Raw genomic sequence first — 20,086 nt, forward strand, 5'->3', positions numbered from 1 at the left:
CCCCGGCTTGCCGGGGTTTTTTACATGACGCTGGCTTCAGGTGCCGACGCTGCCCCAGACCATCTTACCGTTATGGAAGGTGGCGGTGCGCGGCGAAATTCGCGCCACGGCTTCGGCGGAACAGGAGGCATCGACCAGCACAAAGCTGGCGTCGTCCTGCGCTTTTGGCCATACGCGCTCGCCCTTGTCATTCAGCGGCAGCACGTCGCCGGTGGCGATGGCCAGCGCGCGCGACAGGGTCTGCTCATTGGGGCGGATATACAGCTGGGCGTAGAGATTGGCTTTCTCCAGCATGTCGCCCAGTCCGTACGGCGACCAGTGGTCAATTACGCTATCGGTACCGGTCATCACGAAGACGCCTTTTTCGCGCAGTTGCTTGAGCGGCATGTGCAGAGTGCCGATCGGCACGGTGGAGGCGATGGTGATCTGCTGCGCCGCCATGCGGGTCGCGATGGCATCGACCTGCTGCTCGTTGAGCGTCGCCAGCGCAAAAGCGTGGCTGATGGTCAGCTTGCCTTTCAGCGCCGGGGTCTTCTCCACGGTTTCCACCATATAGTTCACCGCCGCCACGCCCGCCGGGCTGGTTTCATGCAGATGAATATCCACCCCTTTGTCGTAATCGAGCGCAATCTGGAACATGGTATCGAGCGATTTCTCCATCGCGCCATCGACGTTAGTCGGGTCGAGGCCGCCGACATAATGGGCGCCGGCCTGCATCGCTTCGCGAACCAGCGATTCCGATTTCGACAGCAGCAGCCCGTGCTGCGGAAAAGCGACGATTTCGCAGTCAAAGCCTGGCTTACGCCGCGCCAGTACTTCCTGCAGATTCTCAAGGTTCTTCAGCCCGGACACCGGCTCAATATTGCAGTGGCTGCGGGCGATAGTGGAGCCTTTGGATTGAATCAGGTCGATAAGCTTCTCGGCGTGCGCCTGCGTGTAAGGCTGGAGTTCCGGCAGCAATTTCTGCTCAAGCTTGATCATATCCTGAATGGTGGTGCCCGCCGGGCGGTTAAGCGAGCGCCACGGGCCGCCGTAAAACGTTTTGTCCAGATGGATATGCATGTCGCGCATGGCAGGCAGCATCAGTTTACCACCCGCGTCATAGCGCGGCAGCGTGGCGTCCGGGTGGCTCAGATTGCTGCGCAGGGCGACGATTTTGCCGTCTTTTATTTCCAGTGTTTGCCGCTCGGTCCGGGTGTGAACCACCACGCCGTTTTCATATTCGAAGCCGCTTTCCAGCAGCACGTTATCAAGGTAGTAATGTTTATCGGCGACGTTGACCGCGCCTTTATTATCGCAGGTGGCCGCGGATGGCGGGTTGCTTGCGGCATACGACGCCGGCGCGCCTGCCGCCAGCAGCGCGGCGGCGGTGACCATTTTTCCACTTTGGGTAAGAAATTCACGGCGGCTATTGTCTTTATTCATTCTTTCTTCCTTTTGTGTCAGTCATGCACAATATGAGTTCCCGTTTCGCCGCGTAGCGCGGCTGGCAGACATTCCGGCGTAGTGATGATCACCCGCTTGCCGCCGTGTTGCAGGAACGCGAGGCTGGCGACGATTTTTGGCAGCATGCTGCCAGCCGGGAAATGTCCTTCTTGCATATAGCGGCTCATCTCGTCGATACCGACGCGACCCAATGCCTGCTGATTAGGCTTGCCGAAATTCACGCACACTTTCTCCACCCCGGTGGTGATCACCAGAATATCAGCATCAATTTCGCGGGCCAGCAGGGCGGTTGAGAGATCTTTGTCGATCACCGCATCCACGCTCTGGTAGTCGCCCTGCGGGCTGCGCACCACCGGGATCCCGCCGCCGCCGGCGCCGATCACCACAAAGCCTTGCCGGGTCAGCGCCTTGATAGCTTCCGCTTCGACAATGCGTTTCGGCTCCGGCGAGGCGACCACCCGGCGATAGCCGCGACCCGAATCTTCCACAAAGCGCCACTCAGGATGCGCCTGCTGCAATTCATCGCGCTGGCTTTCGCTGAAGAACGCGCCGATAGGCTTGGTCGGATGGGTAAAGCCGGGATCGTTTTTATCGACTTCAACCTGGGTGACGACGGTGACCGCCTTTTGTCCGCCGCGCTGGGCGAGGCGGTTATTCAGCGCCTGCTGAATGAGGTAGCCGATGCCGCCCTGGGTATCGGCGACGCAGTTAGCCAGCGGCGTCAGCGGCAGACCTTCTCGTTCATGGGCTATCTCCGAGCGGCGTAAATCCAGCCCAACCTGCGGGCCGTTACCGTGGGTTAGCACCACGTTATAGTCCGAAGCCAGCATCTCCAGCACCGTGCTGGCCACCGCTTTGACCGCCTCGGCCTGATGCTCGATCGACTGGCTGGCGTTATCTTTGATAATGCTGTTGCCGCCAATGGCAACGACGATAAGTTCTTTCATATCCGGCTTCCGCTACAGAAGGTGATGTGGTTATTGTTATTGTGTGGTCGTGGTAGTCGCCCGGCCAGGCGTAGGGCTGCCGGGGATTTCCCGGGGTCGGCGTAAACGCCTCGCCCGGGCTACAACGCTAAACGTCGTAACGATCGCACCAGCTGAGGATCGCTTTTTCGAAACAGGCAAACGGCGGATGAACGATCCCGGCGCCGATCATGCCGATCCCGGCGTCTTTGTGGGCGATAGCGGTGTTGATCACCGGTAAAATACCGCTGCTGCCGACGCGGGTGATGTCGATCGCGGTCGGGATCCCCATAAAGCCGAGCAGCGGAATGGTGACGTTCGGGTTTTCGCCAAGGGTGATTTCACGCATCTGGCGCGAGAAATCGACCGCTTCTTCTACCGTTCCGCCGACCAGCGCGACGATAGCCGGCGCCGTCGCCATGGCGAAACCGCCGATGCCATAGGTTTCGGTAATCGCGCTGTCGCCGATATCGAGGCCGGAGTCTTCCGGTTTAAAACCGGCAAACATCGGGCCTATCACCTGCTGCGCCGGGCCGGTAAACCATTGTCCCGGCAGGCCGCTGACCCGCAGTCCGAACTCGACGCCGTTACGCGCCATGGTGGTCACCACGGTGCTGTATTCAATACCGTGGGCCGCGTCCATCGCCGCTTTGCACATCGCCATCCACGTCGGCCCGGAGAAGTAATCGCTGCTGGCGACAAATTCGAACACTTCGCGCTGCTGCTCTACCGGATAACCGGCCTGAATAATCCCCGGCGTGAGCGCCTGAATCAGCAGGGTGGTGCCGGCGTTGTTGCGGTTATGGCACTCATCGCCCATGTGTAGCGCCTGCGCCAGCATTAAGCGCAGATCGATTTCGCCGATGATCTTCATGGCGTCGCGCAGCATGGGGCCCTGCACGTCGCGCATCCAGTTCAGACGATCGATCACGCTCTTATCGTTAGCCCCCATGCGCAGGATCTTCGCCATCTGCTCGCTCATGTTGGTATAAGCGATATTGCCGTAGGTTTTGTTCTCGACGATGTGCATGAACATCGACGCCGACGTCACGCCCGCCATCGAACCCACGCAGTCGTGTTCGTGACAGGGTGAGAAGGTAATTTCACCGGAGGCGGCAAGCTCGGCGGCTTCATCCAGATCTTTTGCCAGCCCTTCAAAGACCAGCGCGCCGGTGACCGCGCCTTTCATGGCGCCGCACATGTTTTGCCATTCCACCGGCGGGCCGGCGTGCAGAATAGTTTTTGGCGTCATGCCCGGCACGACGTTAATGGCCTGATCAAAGCCGATGAGTACCGGGTGCGACTGAATAATACGCTCCAGCGCCTGCTGGTTGGCGGCGGCGATTTTATCCGCCAGCGGCGAGTCGGCGATGCGATCCAACGCCTCGACCACCTGCATATTGCCCTGGCCCGGCGGCGTCCAGTCGAGCTGGGTGACGGCGGTATGCTGCTTTTTCAAATCGTCGCTGAACATGGCGATACCGACGTTAATTACGTTCAACGGCTGGTTAAATAGCGACTGGCTCATCAGGCTTGCTCCCCTTTGCAGATAAATTCACGCGCCAGCAAACCGGTATTGGTGCTGCTGCTGGCCAGAATGACGCCAGCGTCAAGTAGCATCTGGCGCTGTTGCTCCAGCGACGGCGTATCGATGTCTGTACCTAACACGTAAGCGAGGATCGTCAATGGGCGCCCATCGGCGGCGGCAATGGCTTTGGCCTCTTTGATCGCCGCGATCGTCGAACCCACCGGATCTTCATGCGATCCGAAGCCCAGCACGAAGTCCATGACGATGACCGCCACTTCGGGATCGCGCGCCTCCTGCAGCAGGCGGCTGATGCGGTTGGTCGGGTCGATCATCGGGTGCGGCTTACCGTTGGTGAAGTCGTCATCGCCGAAATCGAGGAAAGTGTGCTTGATGCTGCGATTGATATCGCTCAGACGATAGGCCGGATCCGGCTGAATGTTGCTATAAACATCCGCGTGTTTTTCCAGTACCGCGAACATGGTTTCATCGCACAGGGTACCGCCGCAGAACAGGCCGCGAATGTACTTTTGCCGTGGCGTGAGCTGCGCGCGAACGTCAGCAATCAGCGCCTGGTTCAGCGGATGCACATCGAGATTTTCCTGCTTAATACCGCTCAGCAGGACAGCCTTCAGCGCCGCGTCTTTAGTGCCGCGGGCGAACTGCAGACCTTGCTCATCGGCGGGAGGCTCGGCGCGGCCAAGGAAGCACGCCACTACCGGTTTACGGCAGGCGCGAGCGCGTTCGAGCACTTTTTTCGCCACCGCTGGAGCCGGTGGTTTAGAAACAAGGACGATGATTTCCGTTTGCGGATCGGCTTCCAGCATCTGAATAGCGTCGAGCATCATCAGGCCGCCGATTTTCTCACTCAGATCGCGACCGCCGGTACCGATTAACTGCGAGATCCCGCCGCCGAAATCATGGATACGGACGCTCAGCTCCTGGCTACCGGTACCAGAGGCACCGATAATACCGATGTTGCCGCGGCGAACCGCGTTACCGAAGCACAGCGCCGCGCCGTTAATAATGGCGGTGCCGCAGTCTGGCCCCATCATCAATAACCCTTTTTCGTGGGCCAGCTGTTTCAGCGCCAGTTCGTCGTCAATAGAGACGTTATCGGAAAACAGCATCACGTTAAGATCGTTTTGCAGCGCCTGGCGCGCTTCGCGAGCGGCAAACAGACCGTTGACCGAGATAATCGCTAGGTTACTTTGCGGAAGATGTTTTTTGGCGCTGGCGAGAGTGGCGTAGCGCGCTTCGTGCTGGCCGCTGTCGGCCTTTTTGCTGAACAGCGCTTCTATTTCACCGAGTATCTGTTCGCTATCGGCGCCGTCTTTGCCCTTGATAACAATCATCAGGTCGCCGTTTTTCGCCGCTTCCAGCTCCGGCGTCAGCAGTCCCAGGTTATTCAGCACCCCTTTGTTCATTTCCGTCGCCATCGCCACAAATGCCTGCTCTACGCCATCGAGCTTATTAGCGCGGGTGGAAATCGACATTAATGAGACGGAATCAAAATAGGTATTCTTCTTCACCACTATTTTAACTGACATTATTCCCTCCATACGTTTGGCTCAGCGCGCAGGCATCCGCCATGCCCAATAGCATGTCGCTGCCGGAACTTGAGCCAATATTTTTAATATCGGCAATTGCCTCAATAGAAAAGGTTGTCGATTGATTAACCATCAGATTAATCAACACGGCGATACTTTCGCGATAACGTTGGTTTATCGCTGCCTCCAGCGTTATCGCGCTGAGCGGCGTAGTATTTTGTCGGGCGCTCTGCAGCGCGGTTATAAATGCTTCCCGGTATTGATTAGCCGGGTGCCCCTTTATGAATAAAATAACGCTTAGACCTAGCAAATAATCATCCGCCGATGGCGTCAGGCCAATGCCTAATCCGATCATGTTCGCCACGGCGGCGCTGATATTTTTATTTTCGCGAAGCGCTTTAAATAAGGTTTCCCGTCGCTGCTGGAGTTCATGACGCATCGCGTGATAAAAGGGATTGTCGCCGCGATAGAGAAATAACGTGTCATCCTCATGTAACTGCGTAACGATAATGTTGCGCCATCGTCGCCAGGCTATCTGGCTAAATGTTGCCGCGTTTAATACTGCCTGCGGCGTTTGCCAGCGCTCACAACGGTGGATGTCTATCCATGTATTATCGCCAATGTAAATCCCTGAATCGGTAAACCGGACGCTTTCCCCTGGCCGGAGCAGGTTGTCAAAGTGGGTGAGTGCTAACCTACAGCTATTGGGCGCATTATCAGAAGTTTCACACAGCAGCGTCAGAAGCCCTGGTTTGCCGGGGATGAGCAGGTTCACCGCATGAGTGAAAACCTGCTCGACCTGTCCGCCGCCGCGCTGCGAGAGAAAGCTCTCATCCGCAGTTAGCGCTTGCACACACCGCCGCGAGGAGGTGTTTATGGCGATTCTCCTTCCTCAGGCTCCGGCGGCGACCAGCAGGTGGGCGATTTCACTGAATCCCTTATCCCATGCCAGCTCCAGCGGCGATTTACCATACTTATCGGTCATATGCGGGTTGGCGCCGTGCTCCAGCAGCAGTTTGACGATCTCCTGCTGCGTCGCGCCGCCGTCGTTTAAGACAATCGCTTCCAGCAGCGGCGTCCAGCCAACAAAATTGGTGTGGTTAACGTTAATGTCAGTTTCCGCCAGCAATATTTTTACGATTTCAATATGACCTTTTTCACAGGCCGGCGTCAGGCCTACGCCGCCGAAACGCGTTAATCGTTCGAGGTCGGGTTTTGCCGGTAAAATTAAGCGCAGTAGTTCGACGTCGTTATTCAGACAGCTGATTAAAAACGGGTTAAAACAGGTCTGGTCCTGCTTATTAATATCGGCGCCAGCGGCAATAAGAACAGAGACACAAGCATAATGTTTATTCAGGCTGGCGAGGGTAATAGCGGTTCGCCCCTGGCGATTACTGGCATTAATATCGACACCGCTTGCGAGGCAGGCTTTTAGTTTCGCGATATTTCCCTGCTCTGCAGCCAAAAGATAGTCAGCAATAATATTTTCCGTGGCCATCATCTTGCTCCTGTTGTTGCGGCTGAGACTTTCTTGATGGCTTGAGCATAGCAACCAGAAAAAGATAAAAGAACCCGCTTAAATTTTATTCGCCATAATCCGGGGGATTATTGAATAAATTTCAATAATTGATGCAGACTGTGCGGCAGAGCAATGTTTACTTCTTTACACTTATACCCCTTAACGCAATCGGGGTTTCTTTCGATATAGTTACCGTCAGAAAGCAATGTCATCGATCTATTTTTCAGAGGGGAAAGAGATGAACGGACTCACCGCTACGGGGATCACCGTCGGGATTTGCGCAGGCGTTTGGCAGCTGATTTCCTCGCACGTTGGGCTGCAGCATGGTTGGGAATTATTGGGAACCATCGGCTTCGTGGCGTTCTGTAGTTTCTATGCGGCAGGGGGAGGCCAATCCGGCTTTGTCAAAAGCCTGTGCGTTAACTATTCCGGAGCGGTGTGGGCGTGGCTGGCGGCGCTGGCCGCCGGCGCTCTCGCCTCAGCCAGCGGTATGTCGGGATTCTGGGCAAGCGTCATTACCACGGTGCCGTTTTCGGCAGTCATCGTCTGGCAGGGGCGCTTTACGCTAACCTCGTTTATTCCCGGCGGTTTCCTCGGTATGACGCTCTTTTTCGCCACCGGTTTGAACTGGACGGTGACGCTGTTGGGATTTCTGGCGGGAAATTGTGTCGGCTTTATTTCAGAATATAGCGGGCGCAAACTCAGCGAGGCGACCAGTAAGTAGCGTGCCTGAAGTCGCGACGGGTATTAAGCATTGTTCAAAAATGATTGCCCCTCGCCACAGTAACCAATACATTCAGCTCAGGTATGGTTTAGCGGAGGCGGGAAGGGCGCATGAACTCGATTTTTACTGAAGAAAATCTGCTGGCATTCACCACCGCGGCGCGTTTTGGCAGCTTCAGCAAGGCGGCCGACGAGCTGGGGTTAACCACCTCAGCCATCAGCTATACCATCAAACGGATGGAAGCCGGGCTGGACGTGGTGCTGTTTACCCGCAACACCCGCAGCATTGAACTGACGGAATCCGGCTACTATCTGTTTCGCAAGGCTACCGATCTGCTTAATGATTTCCATGCGATAAAGCGCAGCATAGATACTATCTCGCAAGGTATCGAAGCGCGGGTGCGCATCTGCATTAATCAACTGCTATACACGCCGCGCCATACCGCCCGCCTGCTGCAGGTGCTGAAAAAACAGTTTCCCACCTGTCAGATAACCGTCACCACCGAGGTATACAACGGCGTTTGGGATTCGATCATCAATAACCAGGCGAATATTGCCATCGGCGCGCCGGACACGCTGCTCGACGGCGGCGGTATTGATTACACCGAGATCGGCGCGATCCGCTGGGTGTTTGCTATTGCCCCGGATCATCCGCTGGCGTTTATGCCCGAACCTATTTCGGAAAGCCAGTTACGCCTCTATCCCAATATCATGGTTGAGGACACCGCCAGCACGATCAATAAAAAGGTCGGTTGGCTGCTGCATGGTCAGGAGGCGATCCTGGTCCCTGACTTCAATACTAAATGCCAGTGTCAGATCCTCGGTGAGGGGATCGGTTTTTTACCTGACTATATGGTGAACGAAGCGATAGCTGAGAAACTGTTGGTGATCCGTCAGATCCACAATCCGCGTCAGGATTCCGGCATGCTGCTGGCGACGCAGCATGCCGCCACCGGCCAGGTGACGCAGTGGATAAAAAAGCAATTTCGCCCCGGCGGGATTTTAACGGCTGTATATGCTGATTTATTGCATCGTGGAGAGGGAAAGTAAGTACCATTCAACGATGATTATTTATCATTTGATATTTTCTACATAAGTTGTCGCCATTAATAAATGGCGACAACTTAGTTAGTGATGAATTTTCTTTTCAATTAACTTATATAATATTAGTCCGAATGGAATGCATATTGCGATTGTAATAGCTCCGGCAATGGTACAACCCCAAGGGTTTGGGAATTTTTTGACAAATATCCCATATGCCATCACGATAAAATTATGTGTTAAATATATAGTATAAGAAGCATCACCAATTTTTAAAAGTAAGTTGTGTTTTTTTCTTACGGGTAATATAAATATCAAAATAGCTGCGCTTATTAAACAATCGATATATATAGGTTTTTCGATATAAATAGCTATGCAAACAAGAAAAGCAGCTAAGGCCCAACATATTGTATCACTGAGTTTTGATGTTAAGTTTTGTAAGATGTTTTCGTTTCGCTCAATAAACACTCCAATTATAAATAGGAATATAATCCATTTGGAAAAGAATGCATTGGCTTCAGCAGTTGGTAGGGCATTCAGTGATGAGGTAATAAACAGTAAAGTAAAAATAAAAATCAGGCTTGCTATAATTCTTTCTTTTTTGATGCGTATAGAAATTAATAGAGCAAAAGTGAAATAGAAAAACATTTCATACGATAATGTCCAACTTTGTGACATTACGGGGGTGTCGATCTTATTATCAGTTGCACCGAAAGGAATTAGTAGATATGAGAAGAATATTTTTTCTGCATTAATATCTTGTGATCTTAGCGCTATTCCTGCAGCCCATAATATAACTAGTAAAGTAAAAAATATCCAATAAATAGGATAGATTCGGAGGAGGCGTTTTTTTATGAAGGTTGATGCATATTCTACCCCAAAATCTTTGTTTTTAGTGGTGTAAGACATTATGTATCCACTAATGACAAAGAAAACATAAACCCCAAAATCACCTAAATGTGTCGTTCTCCGTATTATTTCATCAAATAATTTATTACCTGTGGTGCTATACATGTAAAATTGATTAACAGTATGAGCTATTATGACAAATATAGCGGCAAATGCTCTCGCATATTGTAATGAATCAAGCTTTTTCATTCATAACCCTGTTAAATTATTGAGCCCATATAATCGTTAAAATATTAAATTTGCTAATTTGCATATTAGCTTACTAGCATACTCAAGGTTTGAGTATATAACATAAAATTCACAAAGGAAATCAACTTGCAAGCTTTGTTTCTGAGTCAGAAAAATCCTTCAATCTATTTATGTAATTGGATTCTTCCGATTCAGTGCTTGAGGATGGAATAGAACTAGTCACTACGCCATATCCATTGTAATTGAGGGGTTTTTGCGGGGGGCATACTATTTAGATATAGCTAACCAGCATCAGGAAGTCGTCGGGTTAAGTTTACGACCCTCAAATCTTAAAAAAACGCCAAAACTCCAGCTGTGGACTTTTCCCCTCGCTTTGCCTTATATATATTTGATGACGTCGGTGATACGGGAATGTACGGCAATGGATACGGGGAAGTTGAATAGCAGTTTTGGTCGTATTCATGCGTGCTACCAGAAGCTACAGTTAAATGCGCATCTCCCACACGTCATCGCCTGTAGCGAAAACGTCGAGTGCGCCGCCGGCGAGCGTTTTCAGCCGCAGGATGGGTTCATTTACTTTCTGCTGTCCGGGCAAATCACCCTCGCAGTCAACGACCCTGACAACCTGTTGGGTATTGTGATTGAGCATATGCCTCTGGGCCTGCTTGAGTATTACTGCCCGGCGGTAGAGCTGCTATATCAATGCCTCGACCGCTGCCGTTTCGCCAGAATCAGCGTGGAGGATTTCGAGCGTATCTTCTTTTACTCTTCGCCGGAGTATATGAAAGAGCTGACGACTATTCTGGCCTACATGGGCATTTTTGCTCTTGATGCGCACAACGAGCGCGGCAACCTGTCCGGTTTTCAGACCATAAAATCGATGCTATCGCGTTATCTGTACCGTAACGAGATCGATTGTGGAAAACGTGAAAGCCTGTCCGCTTTTATTATTAAACGGACCAATCTTTCGCGCAGCTATGTATATCAGGTTTTAGCGGCGTTAAAAGAAGGCGGCTATATCACGGTGAAAAAAGGTCAACTCATTTCTATCGACCGAAAAATACCGGATAAATTCTGATTAATATGGTCAGTTGTCAGGGCGATTATGCCCGGCTTGCTGACGCCTGTATAAAGTGAATGTGAAATACGTCACACATTCTGGAGTTATTTTATGACCCTGGATTATATTGCTTTAGCCATCCTGATTGCGGTGGTGCTGATTTTATTTTATGGAATTATCATGATCCACGATATTCCTTATGAAATAGCCAAAAAAAGAAATCATCCGCACCAGGATGCGATTCATTACGCTGGCTGGGTGAGCTTGTTCACCCTGCACGTGCTGTGGCCGCTGCTGTGGATCTGGGCCACGCTGTGGCGAGAAGACCGCGGCTGGGGAATGCAGCAGTTAAAGACCGACCAGCACGATTTACATCAGCGTCTGGATGCGATGCAGGCGGAATTAAACCGTCTGAAAAATAGCGCCGTCAATCAGGAGGGTAAATAATGGAAACGTTATTACTGCTGTGTTATGCCGCCTTGTGTATCGTGATATTTAAAGTATTCCGTATTCCATTAAATAAATGGACGGTTCCCACTGCGGTATTAGGTGGCGTGATACTGATTGGCATGTTAATCCTTGGTATGAATTATAACTTCCCCTATAGCGAAGTCGGGAAGCAGGTTTATCGCACGGTGCCCATTGTTTCGCAAACCCGCGGTCGAGTCACCAGCGTGCCGGTGAAACCAAATCAGATGCTGCATGAAGGCGACATCTTGTTCACCATCGACCCAACCCCGTTCCAGGCGAAAGTCGACGACCTGACTGCTCAGGTGAAAGCGGCCAGCCAGGATGCGTTGTCGCTGGATGCGGGGTTAACCAGCGCGCAGGCTGATTTAAGCAAAGCGGTCGCCGAGCGCGACCAGGCCCAGCGTGAATACGCCCGCTTCCAGGCAGGTCATGATAAAGGGGCCTTTTCCGATCAAATGGTCGATACGCGTCGCCAGAACTGGAAAGCCACGCAGGCGGCGGTTGACGCCGCCCGGGCAAAGGTCGCACAGGCGCGTAACGATCTCAATTCGGTGGTGCACGGCGAGAACACCAAAGTTGCTTCGCTGCTGGCGCAGCTGCGTGAGGCGCAATTTAAGCTCGATAACACGGTGGTACGCGCGCCGTCTGACGGCTACGTCAGTACCGTCGGTCTGCGTCCTGGGACCATGTCCACCGCGTTGGGGTTGAAGCCGGTGATGACGTTTGTGCCAACGGATAATGTGAATTCACGTGAATACGTCGCCGCATTCCGCCAGAACGCGCTGCAGCGTTTGCAAAAAGGTGAACAGGCTGAATTGCTGTTCCCCTCTATTCCCGGAACCGTGTTTAAAGCGCAGGTAGCGGAAGTGCTGCCGGCGATTGGCGAAAGCCAGTTTCAGGGGCAGGGAACGTTGCTGACGGCCAACGATCTGGCGGCGCGCGGTCGAGCGCTGGTGGTATTAAAAGTGACCGACGATCGTCTGGCAAATTATCAGCTGCCGCAGGGCGCGGACGTCGAAGCCGCCGTCTATTCGCAGCATTTTGAGCACCTGTCGCTGATAAGAAAGATCCTCATCCGCATGAAAAGCTGGGAAAGCTATCTTTATCTCGATCACTAAAACGACGGAATAGCGATGAGGCAGTTTTAAGAACTTTTCCTAATGCTAAGCGCAGGAGCTTATGCCATGCTGAATGTGACTCGTAACATAAAGCACGCGTTAAGAGAGGAAAAATATGAAAAAAGCAATGATTGCACTATCCGCTATTCTGGTCGCTTCTCCGGTATTCGCAGCAACCACTACACATGCAACCGATGACACCGTGGCCGCAGCGCATGAGAATGCCAACACGGCGAAAGAAAAACTGCACCAGGCGCAGAATCAGGGCGAAGAGATGAAGCTCAAGTCCAAACATGCTGCTGAAGGGAAAAGCGATAGCGTCGGCAGCCAGGTAAGTGAAGGCACGCAGAAAACCTGGAACAAAACCAAAGAAGGCGCCGAGAAGGGTTGGGATAAGACCAAAGAAGGCACTGAGAAAGGCTGGAACGCCACTAAAGAAGGCGCCAGCAAAGGTTGGGATAAGACCAAAGAAGTCAGCGAGAAAGGCTGGGATAAAACCAAGCAAGGCGCTGAAGAGTTAAAGAATAAAGTCTCTGAGTAAAACGGACTCACTGAGAATAAAATGGCCGCGCAAGCGGCCTTTTTTACGTCTGGCGCTCGCTGAATTTATTGTTTGCTGCCTTCCTGATTTAGCCAGGAATAGTCCTGGATAGCTTGCTAATCACTATTTCTCCACATTTGCAGGGTAAAAAAGAAATATATCAGGAGGTGTACTATGAAAAAGATTATTTCTCTGGCGGTTATTTTATCCTGCGTGCTGAGCGCTCAGGCTTTTGCCGATGGCCCAAATGATGACCATCGTCCGGGGCAACAGCAGGTATGGCAGAATGGCCCGAAACAGGGCGACCAAAACGGACGCCACCAGCCGGGCGGTCCTGGCGATAACCATCAGGACAACAATGACCACCGCGGCCCGGAGCGTAGCGGTCATGACGATCGTCGCCAGGAACGCCATGAGCAGGATCATTTCGCCTGGAGGGGGAACGATTTCCGTAAAGGCCATCCGGCGCCGGAGCGTTATCGCGGTGATGAATATCGCGTCAGTAACTGGAACGAGCGTGGCCTGCCGCGCCCGCCGGAGGGCCATCATTGGTCTTATATCGATGGCAATTACGTGCTGATCGCCGCGGCGACAGGAATCATTACCTCAATACTGGTAAGCGGCGCCCTTGGTCATTAAATAATGATATCAGTGGCATGGCATTCGCGCCGGGTCAGGCTAACGTCTGACCCGGCTTATTGATGCTAACTTGTACGGACCGCAAAGCCCTACCTTATATTCAGCTCGTCATCCGGCCAGTATTTATAACCGTTGACCATTGCCTGAGCCGCCAAACCTTTCTCGGTGATTTCATAAACGTTGACTTTTGACGGCAGCGAGGCGGTATCTTTCGCCACGCCGTTGGCCGACGCGCCTATCGGGGCGATGCCGTTGTCGTCATATTTCGCTGCCGCGTTGGCATCCGCGCCGACCATATAGCCTTTAGTAATGAAAGTATTCAAGGCGTCTTTATCGTGGAATACCAGTACGGTGCGCAGCTGTTTCACGCCCATACCCACACCGGCGCCGCCCTGGGCCATTTTCATATAGGTATCTTTGCCGGTGGCGCTATTTTTAACGACGCCGTAACCGCTGCCGAAGCCAAAGACTAATATCTTGCTACTGTTGCTGGCGAAGACCGCGTAGCCCTTTGAATGCTGGATATCGCTACGTGCTTCCGGGTACAGGCTATAGAGTTTACTGAGCGTGTTGGTACGCATCTTTTGAATACTGGCGCGTTGCTGGCTGGCGGTGTCGCCCTCAGCGCTGCAGCCTGTCAGCGTCAGCGCGCAGGCAAGTAAAAGTAAATGATATTTCATGGCTGTTTATTTTTATTTAAAACTGAATTAAAGCGGGGATGGTAGAGTAAGTGTTGGTATGTAACCCATAAAATAAACGTTTATATTTAAATTTTTCCAGTTTTAATGGCTATTGTTCTGCGATTTTTCTGTATTAAAAATATGATGGATGACGTTCCAGCAATTAGAAATGCTACTTGCATAAACTTTGAGCCAGGATAACTTGTTAAGTTCTTAATCTATTCCCGGAGAACGGCATGTCTGATTGTGTAATTCCAGAAATTAAAGCCACGGAAGATGAAATGATTTCTATCCGTCATTATTTACATGCCAATCCGGAATTAAGTCTGGAAGAGTTTAATACCAGCGAGCTGGTTGCCGGTAAGCTGACAGAATGGGGCTATCAGGTGACCCGTGGCCTCGGTAAAACCGGCGTCGTCGGCAGCCTGAGTAAAGGCGATTCGCCGCGCACTATTGGCCTGCGTGCCGACATGGACGCATTACCGATTTATGAAACCACCGATTTACCCTGGGCCAGCACGGTACCTGGAAAAATGCACGCCTGCGGCCATGATGGACATACCACGATTTTGCTCGCGGCGGCGAAATATATCGCCTCGCCGGCCTGCCAGTTTAACGGCACGGTGCATCTGATTTTCCAGCCCGCGGAAGAAGCCATCGGCGGCGCGGATCTGATGATTAAAGATGGCCTGTTTGAGCAGTTCCCCTGCGAACGCATCTTCGGCCTGCACAATATGCCGGGGCTACCGGTTGGCAAGCTGGGCTTCTATGCCGGCAACTTTATGGCCTCGGCGGACACGGTCAAAATCACGATTACCGGCTACGGCGGCCACGGCGCGCATCCGGAACGCACCGTCGACCCTATCGTGGCCGGCGCGGCGCTGGTGATGGCGTTGCAGAGCATCGTCGCGCGCAACGTGCCGCCGGGTGAAACGGCGGTCGTCAGCGTGGGGACTTTCCAGGCCGGCATCGCCTCGAACGTGATTCCTGAGAGCGTGGTGATGGAGCTCAGCGTGCGGGCGATGAAACCGGAAATTCGCGATCTGCTGATTAAGCGTATTCAAGAGCTGACCGAGTTTACCGCCAAAAGCTATGGCGCCAGCAGCGACGTCGAGATTTACGACTCCTATCCGGTATTAACCAACAGTAATGAAGAGACCGATTTCGCCCAGGCGCTGGCGCTGGAAGTCTTTGGCCGCGAAGGGGTGCTGGAGTCGGTATCGCCAATGAACGCCAGCGAAGATTTCGCTTTTATGCTGCGCGAACGTCCGGGCTGCTACTTCCTGCTCGGCAACGGTGAAAAAGGCGAGAAGGGCGGCTGCATGGTGCATAACCCCGGTTATGACTTTAACGATGACATTATCAGCACCGGCGCGACGCTGTTCGCGCGTTTAGTGCAAGCGCACTGCCGTTAATCCCTGGAGAAAATCTCGAATGAAAAAATCACTGTTGTTATGTTTGGCATTAATGGCGTCGACGTCGGCGCTGGCCGCCGGGGCGAAAGAGCTCCGTTTTGGCGTTGACCCGACCTTCGCGCCGTTTGAATGGAAAGATCCGCAGGGCAAGCTGGCGGGATTTGATATCGATTTAGGCAACGCGATTTGTCAGCAGCTGCAGGCGAAGTGCGTGTGGGTGGAAAGCAACTTCGACGGCATCATCCCGGCGCTGAAGGCGCGTAAATTCGACGCGATCCTCTCAGGGATGTATATGACCGAAAAACGTAAAGAGCAGATTGCCTTTAGCGATAAGCTGTACAACGGGCCGGTGTTTCTGGTGGCGCGCAAAAATACCCTCAAAGGCAATACGCCAGAGCAGTTGAAGGGGAAAACTATCGGCGTCGAGCAGGGGTCGGCGCAGGAAACTTACGTTAACCAGTACTGGCGGCCGCAGGGGATTAACATTGTCGCCTATCAGGGGGCCGATAGCGTCGTTCGCGACCTTGAATCAGGTCGTCTCGATGGCGCGGTGCTCTCCGGCATGATGGCCGATTATAGCTTCCTGCAGCAGCCGCAGGGCAAGGATTTCGCCTTTGTTGGCGGACAACTGCAGGATAATAAACTGTTTGGCGCCGGGGCGGCGATTGGCCTGCGTCAAGGCGACGATGCGCTGCGCGAAGAGATAAATGGCGCGATTGCGAAAATGCTTGCCGACGGCACCTACAAAAAACTGGCCGGGAAATATTTTAGCTTTGACGTTTATTCCGGGACATAATGTCAGAGTGTACCCTGCGGGCATGGACTGCCCGCCGCAAGATTCCTTTTCTGATTATCCACTCGACATCCTCTTCAGACCCCCTGCGGTTATCTGAGGGAAACAGAATATAAGCTAAGGAGTATCGGCATGATGACACGTCCATTGGGCAAAAGCGGATTTTCCATCGCCCCATTAGTCTTTGGCGGCAACGTCTTTGGCTGGACCACCGATGAGAAAACCAGTTTTGCCATTCTTGATGCTTTTGTTGACCACGGTTTTGATGCTATCGATACGGCGGATGTGTACTCCCGCTGGGCGGAAGGCAATCAGGGCGGTGAATCCGAAACCATTATTGGCCGCTGGCTACAGGCGCGCCCCGGCATACGCGATAAAGTCAAAATCTTCACCAAAGTCGGATCGGATATGGGGCTACCCGGCCATAAAGGGTTGAAAAAAGCCTGGATCCAGCAGGCGATTGACGACTCGTTGCGCCGCCTGAATACGGATTACGTCGACCTCTATTTCGCCCACTGGCCGGATCCTGAAACGCCGATCGATGAAACGTTAGAAGCATTCCAGGCGCTGCAGCAGGCCGGCAAGGTGCGGGCGATTGGCGCTTCAAACCTCGACGCCGGACAGCTGTCATCGGCGCTGGAAGTGGCGCGTAAAGGCGGCCTTCCGGCCTGGCAGGTGTTGCAGCCGGAATATAACCTCTATCACCGCTCCGCCTTTGAAGGGGCGCTACGCGATCTCTGCGTCAGCCGCGATATAGGCGTGGTGACCTACTACAGCCTGGCTTCCGGCTTCCTGAGCGGCAAGTATCGCCAGTCGTCCGATTTAGCGCAAAGCCAGCGCGGCAGCGGCATCGCTAAATATCTCAATCCACGCGGAATGCGGATTATTGACACGCTGATCGCGGTGGCGGAAGAACAGCGCGCGAAGCCTGCAGAAGTGGCGTTAGCGTGGCTGATGAGCCGGGAAGGCGTTACCGCACCGATTGCCAGCGCCACCAGCCTGGCGCAGGTGGAAAGCTTCGCCCGCGCGGCGGCGCTGAACCTCGGCAGCGAACAACTGGCGCGGCTCGACAGCGCCAGCGCCTGAGTCAGTCGCTCATCCCCGGAGGCGGCGCGTTGCGCCTTGTCCGGGCTACCAAATCGTACAGTGCCGTAGCCCCGGTAAGCGCTAGCGCCACCGGGGATTTTGCGGCCCCCAACCTCGACAGTTTCAGCCAGCGTGGTGAATAATTAATGGCAGACCACCCGGACCGTAGATACTGTTACCACTTTTCAAATTTTTTAGCCTGAGAAAAGCGTTTATCCCGTGGCGCTTCGGAGTATATTGCGCTCCCGGTTAATTTTTCTGCAATATGTTTTCTGTGGCGCAGGGAGCGCACAGAGGGCGGCCAGTCGCCGCCGCCCTCTGTACTCCCGGGCTCTGGCCGCCAAAATCGCCACTTCGTGGTGCCTTCGACTTATCCCGGCAGGCTTCGGGTCGGGCCGAGGCTGCGTCCCTGCAAATCACGGCCCTCAGCCCGCATCCATGCGGGCTGCCCCGGCCTGCCGGGAACGTCTCAGCGATTTTGAGGCCACCAACACCGGCAGTTTCAGCCACCATGGTGAATAAATTAACGGCGGGCTCCACGAACGGTAGGCCGGATAAGGCGCAGCCGCCATCCGGCGCAAAGCTGCTCCTTATCCGCGGATGTTGCCCGGCGTAGCGACACATGACCCCCTTTACTCATCAGGCTCACCCGCCGTTTCTGCTCCTGAACATGCATTTCCGTCAGTGCCTGATGCCGAAGCACCCGCACCCGCATGGCCCGTTCAACCGGATGGGGCACTTCCGGTTGAACGGGCGCGTCTCCCGGCCACGCAATATTATTCCTGATGGCGGGTGACGTTGAGGATCTTCGCGCTCGCGCCGACCGGGAAATTGCTCAAGGCGCCAAAATCACTGCCCTGATAACCCATGATCTTGCCATCGGTTCGCATCTGCTGAAGATCGATAAGGATCACCCCCAGCGTAGGAATGATTTTCTCCCGCCAGACGAACAAATAGAGATCCTCAGCCACCTGCACGTAATGGCAGCGATCGACATCCGCCAGCCCCTTTTCCACGCCATCGAGACACTGCCAGGCGTAAAAATTATCGTTGAGATAGATGTGTTCATAACGCTCGGTCGGGCTATAGGTGTACTGATTGCGCATGCCGACCAGCGCGGTGGTAAAGTCAGGCAGCGGTCCCGGCTGGGCATCCAGGCGGGCGAAGACAAATCGCGCCTCGACGGCGGTCAGCGGCAACCCTTGCTCTACCCGGCTGAAGGCGTCCAGCCGCGCGGCGGCTTCGTCAGGTAGCTGGCCGTATACCAGCGTGGCGTTGCGCTGCGTCAGGTTGCATACCGCGCTGATACTGGCGTTATCGCGCTCCGGGTCAAGAAAATCGATAAACAGGATATCGGGGCGCAGGGCGGTTGCCCGCCAGGGCGCGCGTTTGCCGTTCCAGCTAAGCGTTTGTTCATCTTCGATAATCAACTGCTGCGGCTCGCTCCCGGCGGCATAAAAGGTAAAGCGTTCGCCTGCGGGAAGGCTGGCGGTGGCCAGCAGGTTGCCGTGCGGGGCGAAACCATCGGCCAGCGCGCCGACCTGGATAAATACGGCTTCTGAAGTCATATAAGCTCCTGAGTAGAGTGGGGCGCTAAGTAAACGCCAGCGTTGGAACATCGACGATGCTGGACCCGCCATCGGCGACCAGCGTCGCGCCGCTGATGATGGCGGCCTGCGGCGAGCAGAGAAACTGACAGGCCTGGGCTATCTCCTCGGGGCTGGCGGGGCGGCGTAGCGGAACGTCGCGGCACACCCGTTGATAGGCTTCGGTAAGCGACAGCCCGTGTTGCTGCATCAGTGGGATCATCTCTTCATCCGCCATCGGGGTGGTGACCCAGCCGGGACAAATCGCATTGGCGCGGACGTCCTGTGGGCCGTAATCGCGGGCGATGGAGCGCATCAGGCCGATTAACGCGTGTTTGGCGGCGACATAGCCACAGGCCTGCGGCCCGGCGGCGAGCGAGGCGATGGAGGCGACGAACAGCACATTGCCGCGGCTGGCGATAAGCGAAGGCAGGCAGGCGCGCACGCTGGCGAAAGCGCTGTTTAAATTCGCGTCCAGCGCCTCGCGCCATTGGCGATCGCTGGTATCGGCGGCGGCGCTATTGCCCATGCCGCCGGCGCTGCAGATGAGTACATCAATACCGTGAGTCTGGTCGAGAATCGGCGGTAGCAGCCGTTCCCGCCAGACGTCGCCGTCGGCGACATCGCCCACCAGCGCCGTCGCGCCGGTTTCAACGGCGATCTTGTGTAGCGGCGCTTCGCGTCTGCCGGTAATAAACACCCGATCGCCCGCCGCGCTCATCAGCCGCGCGCAGGCGGCGCCGATCCCGCTTCCACCGCCGGTAATCACTACGACTCTCGCCATTCGCTCTCTCCAGTAATGGGGTTCAGGATTACCTTAGAAAGCGAGT

The 20,086-nt window shown here is 54.1% G+C and carries 20 protein-coding genes; 10 read left to right on the top strand and 10 right to left on the bottom strand.

Annotated elements, in window-relative coordinates:
* Positions 1-36: 36 nt before the first annotated feature.
* The 6 genes from PGR79_RS09785 to PGR79_RS09810 all read right to left on the bottom strand — a co-directional run bounded on the left by PGR79_RS09785 (position 37) and on the right by PGR79_RS09810 (position 6,984).
* Positions 37-1,425 carry an amidohydrolase family protein gene (locus PGR79_RS09785; protein ID WP_430921556.1) on the bottom strand — a complete coding sequence of 463 codons (1,389 nt, stop codon included), beginning with the start codon at positions 1,423-1,425 and terminating at the stop codon, positions 37-39.
* 17 nt (positions 1,426-1,442) lie between these two features.
* A complete protein-coding gene (locus PGR79_RS09790) occupies positions 1,443-2,393 on the bottom strand; it encodes a carbamate kinase family protein (protein WP_430921558.1) in 951 nt (316 codons plus the stop codon).
* Positions 2,394-2,520: 127 nt separating this feature from the next.
* Positions 2,521-3,939, bottom strand: coding sequence for a DUF1116 domain-containing protein (locus tag PGR79_RS09795; RefSeq protein ID WP_015367853.1), 1,419 nt, complete (start codon positions 3,937-3,939; stop codon positions 2,521-2,523).
* The gene (gene fdrA / locus PGR79_RS09800; RefSeq protein WP_271032029.1) at positions 3,939-5,486 is read right to left on the bottom strand and encodes an acyl-CoA synthetase FdrA; all 1,548 of its coding nucleotides are present in this window, start codon (positions 5,484-5,486) and stop codon (positions 3,939-3,941) included. The genes PGR79_RS09795 and fdrA overlap by 1 nt, the downstream gene beginning before the upstream one ends.
* Positions 5,476-6,339 (bottom strand): DUF2877 domain-containing protein, encoded by an 864-nt coding sequence (locus tag PGR79_RS09805; RefSeq protein ID WP_430921560.1) that lies wholly within the window; start codon positions 6,337-6,339, stop codon positions 5,476-5,478. Before PGR79_RS09805 ends, fdrA begins: the two co-directional genes overlap by 11 nt.
* Positions 6,340-6,378: 39 nt before the next feature.
* Positions 6,379-6,984 carry an ankyrin repeat domain-containing protein gene (locus tag PGR79_RS09810; protein WP_430921728.1) on the bottom strand — a complete coding sequence of 202 codons (606 nt, stop codon included), beginning with the start codon at positions 6,982-6,984 and terminating at the stop codon, positions 6,379-6,381.
* A 259-nt stretch (positions 6,985-7,243) separates the two neighbouring features.
* Between PGR79_RS09810 and PGR79_RS09815 the strand changes: the two genes are divergently transcribed.
* Positions 7,244-7,729 (top strand): DUF1097 domain-containing protein, encoded by a 486-nt coding sequence (locus PGR79_RS09815; RefSeq protein ID WP_271032031.1) that lies wholly within the window; start codon positions 7,244-7,246, stop codon positions 7,727-7,729.
* Positions 7,730-7,839: 110 nt separating this feature from the next.
* Complete coding sequence (locus PGR79_RS09820; protein WP_430921562.1) at positions 7,840-8,778, top strand: LysR substrate-binding domain-containing protein; 939 nt, start codon at positions 7,840-7,842, stop codon at positions 8,776-8,778.
* A gap of 78 nt (positions 8,779-8,856) precedes the next feature.
* On the opposite strand, the gene PGR79_RS09825 is transcribed toward PGR79_RS09820, so the two are convergent.
* On the bottom strand, positions 8,857-9,867 hold the full coding sequence (locus PGR79_RS09825; RefSeq protein ID WP_430921564.1) for an acyltransferase family protein: 1,011 nt from the start codon (positions 9,865-9,867) through the stop codon (positions 8,857-8,859).
* Positions 9,868-10,288: 421 nt separating this feature from the next.
* Between PGR79_RS09825 and PGR79_RS09830 the strand changes: the two genes are divergently transcribed.
* The 5 genes from PGR79_RS09830 (at position 10,289) to PGR79_RS09850 (ending at position 13,696) form a co-directional block, all read left to right on the top strand.
* The gene (locus PGR79_RS09830) at positions 10,289-10,945 is read left to right on the top strand and encodes a helix-turn-helix domain-containing protein (protein ID WP_430921566.1); all 657 of its coding nucleotides are present in this window, start codon (positions 10,289-10,291) and stop codon (positions 10,943-10,945) included.
* Between the two features lie 93 nt (positions 10,946-11,038).
* Complete coding sequence (locus PGR79_RS09835) at positions 11,039-11,374, top strand: DUF3302 domain-containing protein (RefSeq protein ID WP_015367844.1); 336 nt, start codon at positions 11,039-11,041, stop codon at positions 11,372-11,374.
* Positions 11,374-12,516 (top strand): HlyD family secretion protein, encoded by a 1,143-nt coding sequence (locus PGR79_RS09840; protein ID WP_430921568.1) that lies wholly within the window; start codon positions 11,374-11,376, stop codon positions 12,514-12,516. The genes PGR79_RS09835 and PGR79_RS09840 overlap by 1 nt, the downstream gene beginning before the upstream one ends.
* A 115-nt stretch (positions 12,517-12,631) precedes the next feature.
* A complete protein-coding gene (locus PGR79_RS09845) occupies positions 12,632-13,057 on the top strand; it encodes a hypothetical protein (protein ID WP_045393394.1) in 426 nt (141 codons plus the stop codon).
* A gap of 174 nt (positions 13,058-13,231) precedes the next feature.
* A complete protein-coding gene (locus tag PGR79_RS09850) occupies positions 13,232-13,696 on the top strand; it encodes an RcnB family protein (RefSeq protein WP_113373789.1) in 465 nt (154 codons plus the stop codon).
* Positions 13,697-13,785: 89 nt separating this feature from the next.
* On the opposite strand, the gene PGR79_RS09855 is transcribed toward PGR79_RS09850, so the two are convergent.
* Positions 13,786-14,376 carry a YSC84-related protein gene (locus PGR79_RS09855; RefSeq protein WP_430921570.1) on the bottom strand — a complete coding sequence of 197 codons (591 nt, stop codon included), beginning with the start codon at positions 14,374-14,376 and terminating at the stop codon, positions 13,786-13,788.
* Positions 14,377-14,612: 236 nt separating this feature from the next.
* Here PGR79_RS09855 and PGR79_RS09860 point away from each other — a divergent pair, with 236 nt between their 5' ends.
* The 3 genes from PGR79_RS09860 to PGR79_RS09870 all read left to right on the top strand — a co-directional run bounded on the left by PGR79_RS09860 (position 14,613) and on the right by PGR79_RS09870 (position 17,670).
* A complete protein-coding gene (locus tag PGR79_RS09860) occupies positions 14,613-15,791 on the top strand; it encodes a M20 aminoacylase family protein (RefSeq protein WP_087860309.1) in 1,179 nt (392 codons plus the stop codon).
* A gap of 19 nt (positions 15,792-15,810) precedes the next feature.
* Complete coding sequence (locus tag PGR79_RS09865; protein WP_113373791.1) at positions 15,811-16,587, top strand: ABC transporter substrate-binding protein; 777 nt, start codon at positions 15,811-15,813, stop codon at positions 16,585-16,587.
* Positions 16,588-16,716: 129 nt separating this feature from the next.
* The gene (locus tag PGR79_RS09870) at positions 16,717-17,670 is read left to right on the top strand and encodes an aldo/keto reductase (RefSeq protein WP_113373792.1); all 954 of its coding nucleotides are present in this window, start codon (positions 16,717-16,719) and stop codon (positions 17,668-17,670) included.
* A gap of 776 nt (positions 17,671-18,446) precedes the next feature.
* On the opposite strand, the gene PGR79_RS09875 is transcribed toward PGR79_RS09870, so the two are convergent.
* Both PGR79_RS09875 and PGR79_RS09880 read right to left on the bottom strand, forming a co-directional pair.
* Complete coding sequence (locus PGR79_RS09875; RefSeq protein ID WP_113373794.1) at positions 18,447-19,238, bottom strand: MoaF C-terminal domain-containing protein; 792 nt, start codon at positions 19,236-19,238, stop codon at positions 18,447-18,449.
* A gap of 25 nt (positions 19,239-19,263) precedes the next feature.
* Positions 19,264-20,040 (bottom strand): SDR family oxidoreductase, encoded by a 777-nt coding sequence (locus PGR79_RS09880; protein ID WP_113373795.1) that lies wholly within the window; start codon positions 20,038-20,040, stop codon positions 19,264-19,266.
* Positions 20,041-20,086 lie beyond the last annotated feature (46 nt).

This window comes from Klebsiella sp. 141161 (assembly GCF_050600815.1).
Lineage (GTDB): Bacteria > Pseudomonadota > Gammaproteobacteria > Enterobacterales > Enterobacteriaceae > Klebsiella > Klebsiella aerogenes.

Coding starts and splice junctions, on each gene's coding strand:
- PGR79_RS09855 (WP_430921570.1), bottom strand. CDS start 14,376: ATGAAATATCATTTACTTTTACTTGCCTGCGCGCTGACGCTGACAGGC.
- PGR79_RS09825 (WP_430921564.1), bottom strand. CDS start 9,867: ATGAAAAAGCTTGATTCATTACAATATGCGAGAGCATTTGCCGCTATA.
- PGR79_RS09810 (WP_430921728.1), bottom strand. CDS start 6,984: ATGGCCACGGAAAATATTATTGCTGACTATCTTTTGGCTGCAGAGCAG.
- PGR79_RS09865 (WP_113373791.1), top strand. CDS start 15,811: ATGAAAAAATCACTGTTGTTATGTTTGGCATTAATGGCGTCGACGTCG.
- PGR79_RS09845 (WP_045393394.1), top strand. CDS start 12,632: ATGAAAAAAGCAATGATTGCACTATCCGCTATTCTGGTCGCTTCTCCG.
- PGR79_RS09835 (WP_015367844.1), top strand. CDS start 11,039: ATGACCCTGGATTATATTGCTTTAGCCATCCTGATTGCGGTGGTGCTG.
- PGR79_RS09830 (WP_430921566.1), top strand. CDS start 10,289: ATGGATACGGGGAAGTTGAATAGCAGTTTTGGTCGTATTCATGCGTGC.
- fdrA (WP_271032029.1), bottom strand. CDS start 5,486: ATGTCAGTTAAAATAGTGGTGAAGAAGAATACCTATTTTGATTCCGTC.
- PGR79_RS09815 (WP_271032031.1), top strand. CDS start 7,244: ATGAACGGACTCACCGCTACGGGGATCACCGTCGGGATTTGCGCAGGC.
- PGR79_RS09820 (WP_430921562.1), top strand. CDS start 7,840: ATGAACTCGATTTTTACTGAAGAAAATCTGCTGGCATTCACCACCGCG.
- PGR79_RS09880 (WP_113373795.1), bottom strand. CDS start 20,040: ATGGCGAGAGTCGTAGTGATTACCGGCGGTGGAAGCGGGATCGGCGCC.
- PGR79_RS09850 (WP_113373789.1), top strand. CDS start 13,232: ATGAAAAAGATTATTTCTCTGGCGGTTATTTTATCCTGCGTGCTGAGC.
- PGR79_RS09790 (WP_430921558.1), bottom strand. CDS start 2,393: ATGAAAGAACTTATCGTCGTTGCCATTGGCGGCAACAGCATTATCAAA.
- PGR79_RS09870 (WP_113373792.1), top strand. CDS start 16,717: ATGATGACACGTCCATTGGGCAAAAGCGGATTTTCCATCGCCCCATTA.
- PGR79_RS09860 (WP_087860309.1), top strand. CDS start 14,613: ATGTCTGATTGTGTAATTCCAGAAATTAAAGCCACGGAAGATGAAATG.
- PGR79_RS09875 (WP_113373794.1), bottom strand. CDS start 19,238: ATGACTTCAGAAGCCGTATTTATCCAGGTCGGCGCGCTGGCCGATGGT.
- PGR79_RS09840 (WP_430921568.1), top strand. CDS start 11,374: ATGGAAACGTTATTACTGCTGTGTTATGCCGCCTTGTGTATCGTGATA.
- PGR79_RS09795 (WP_015367853.1), bottom strand. CDS start 3,939: ATGAGCCAGTCGCTATTTAACCAGCCGTTGAACGTAATTAACGTCGGT.
- PGR79_RS09785 (WP_430921556.1), bottom strand. CDS start 1,425: ATGAATAAAGACAATAGCCGCCGTGAATTTCTTACCCAAAGTGGAAAA.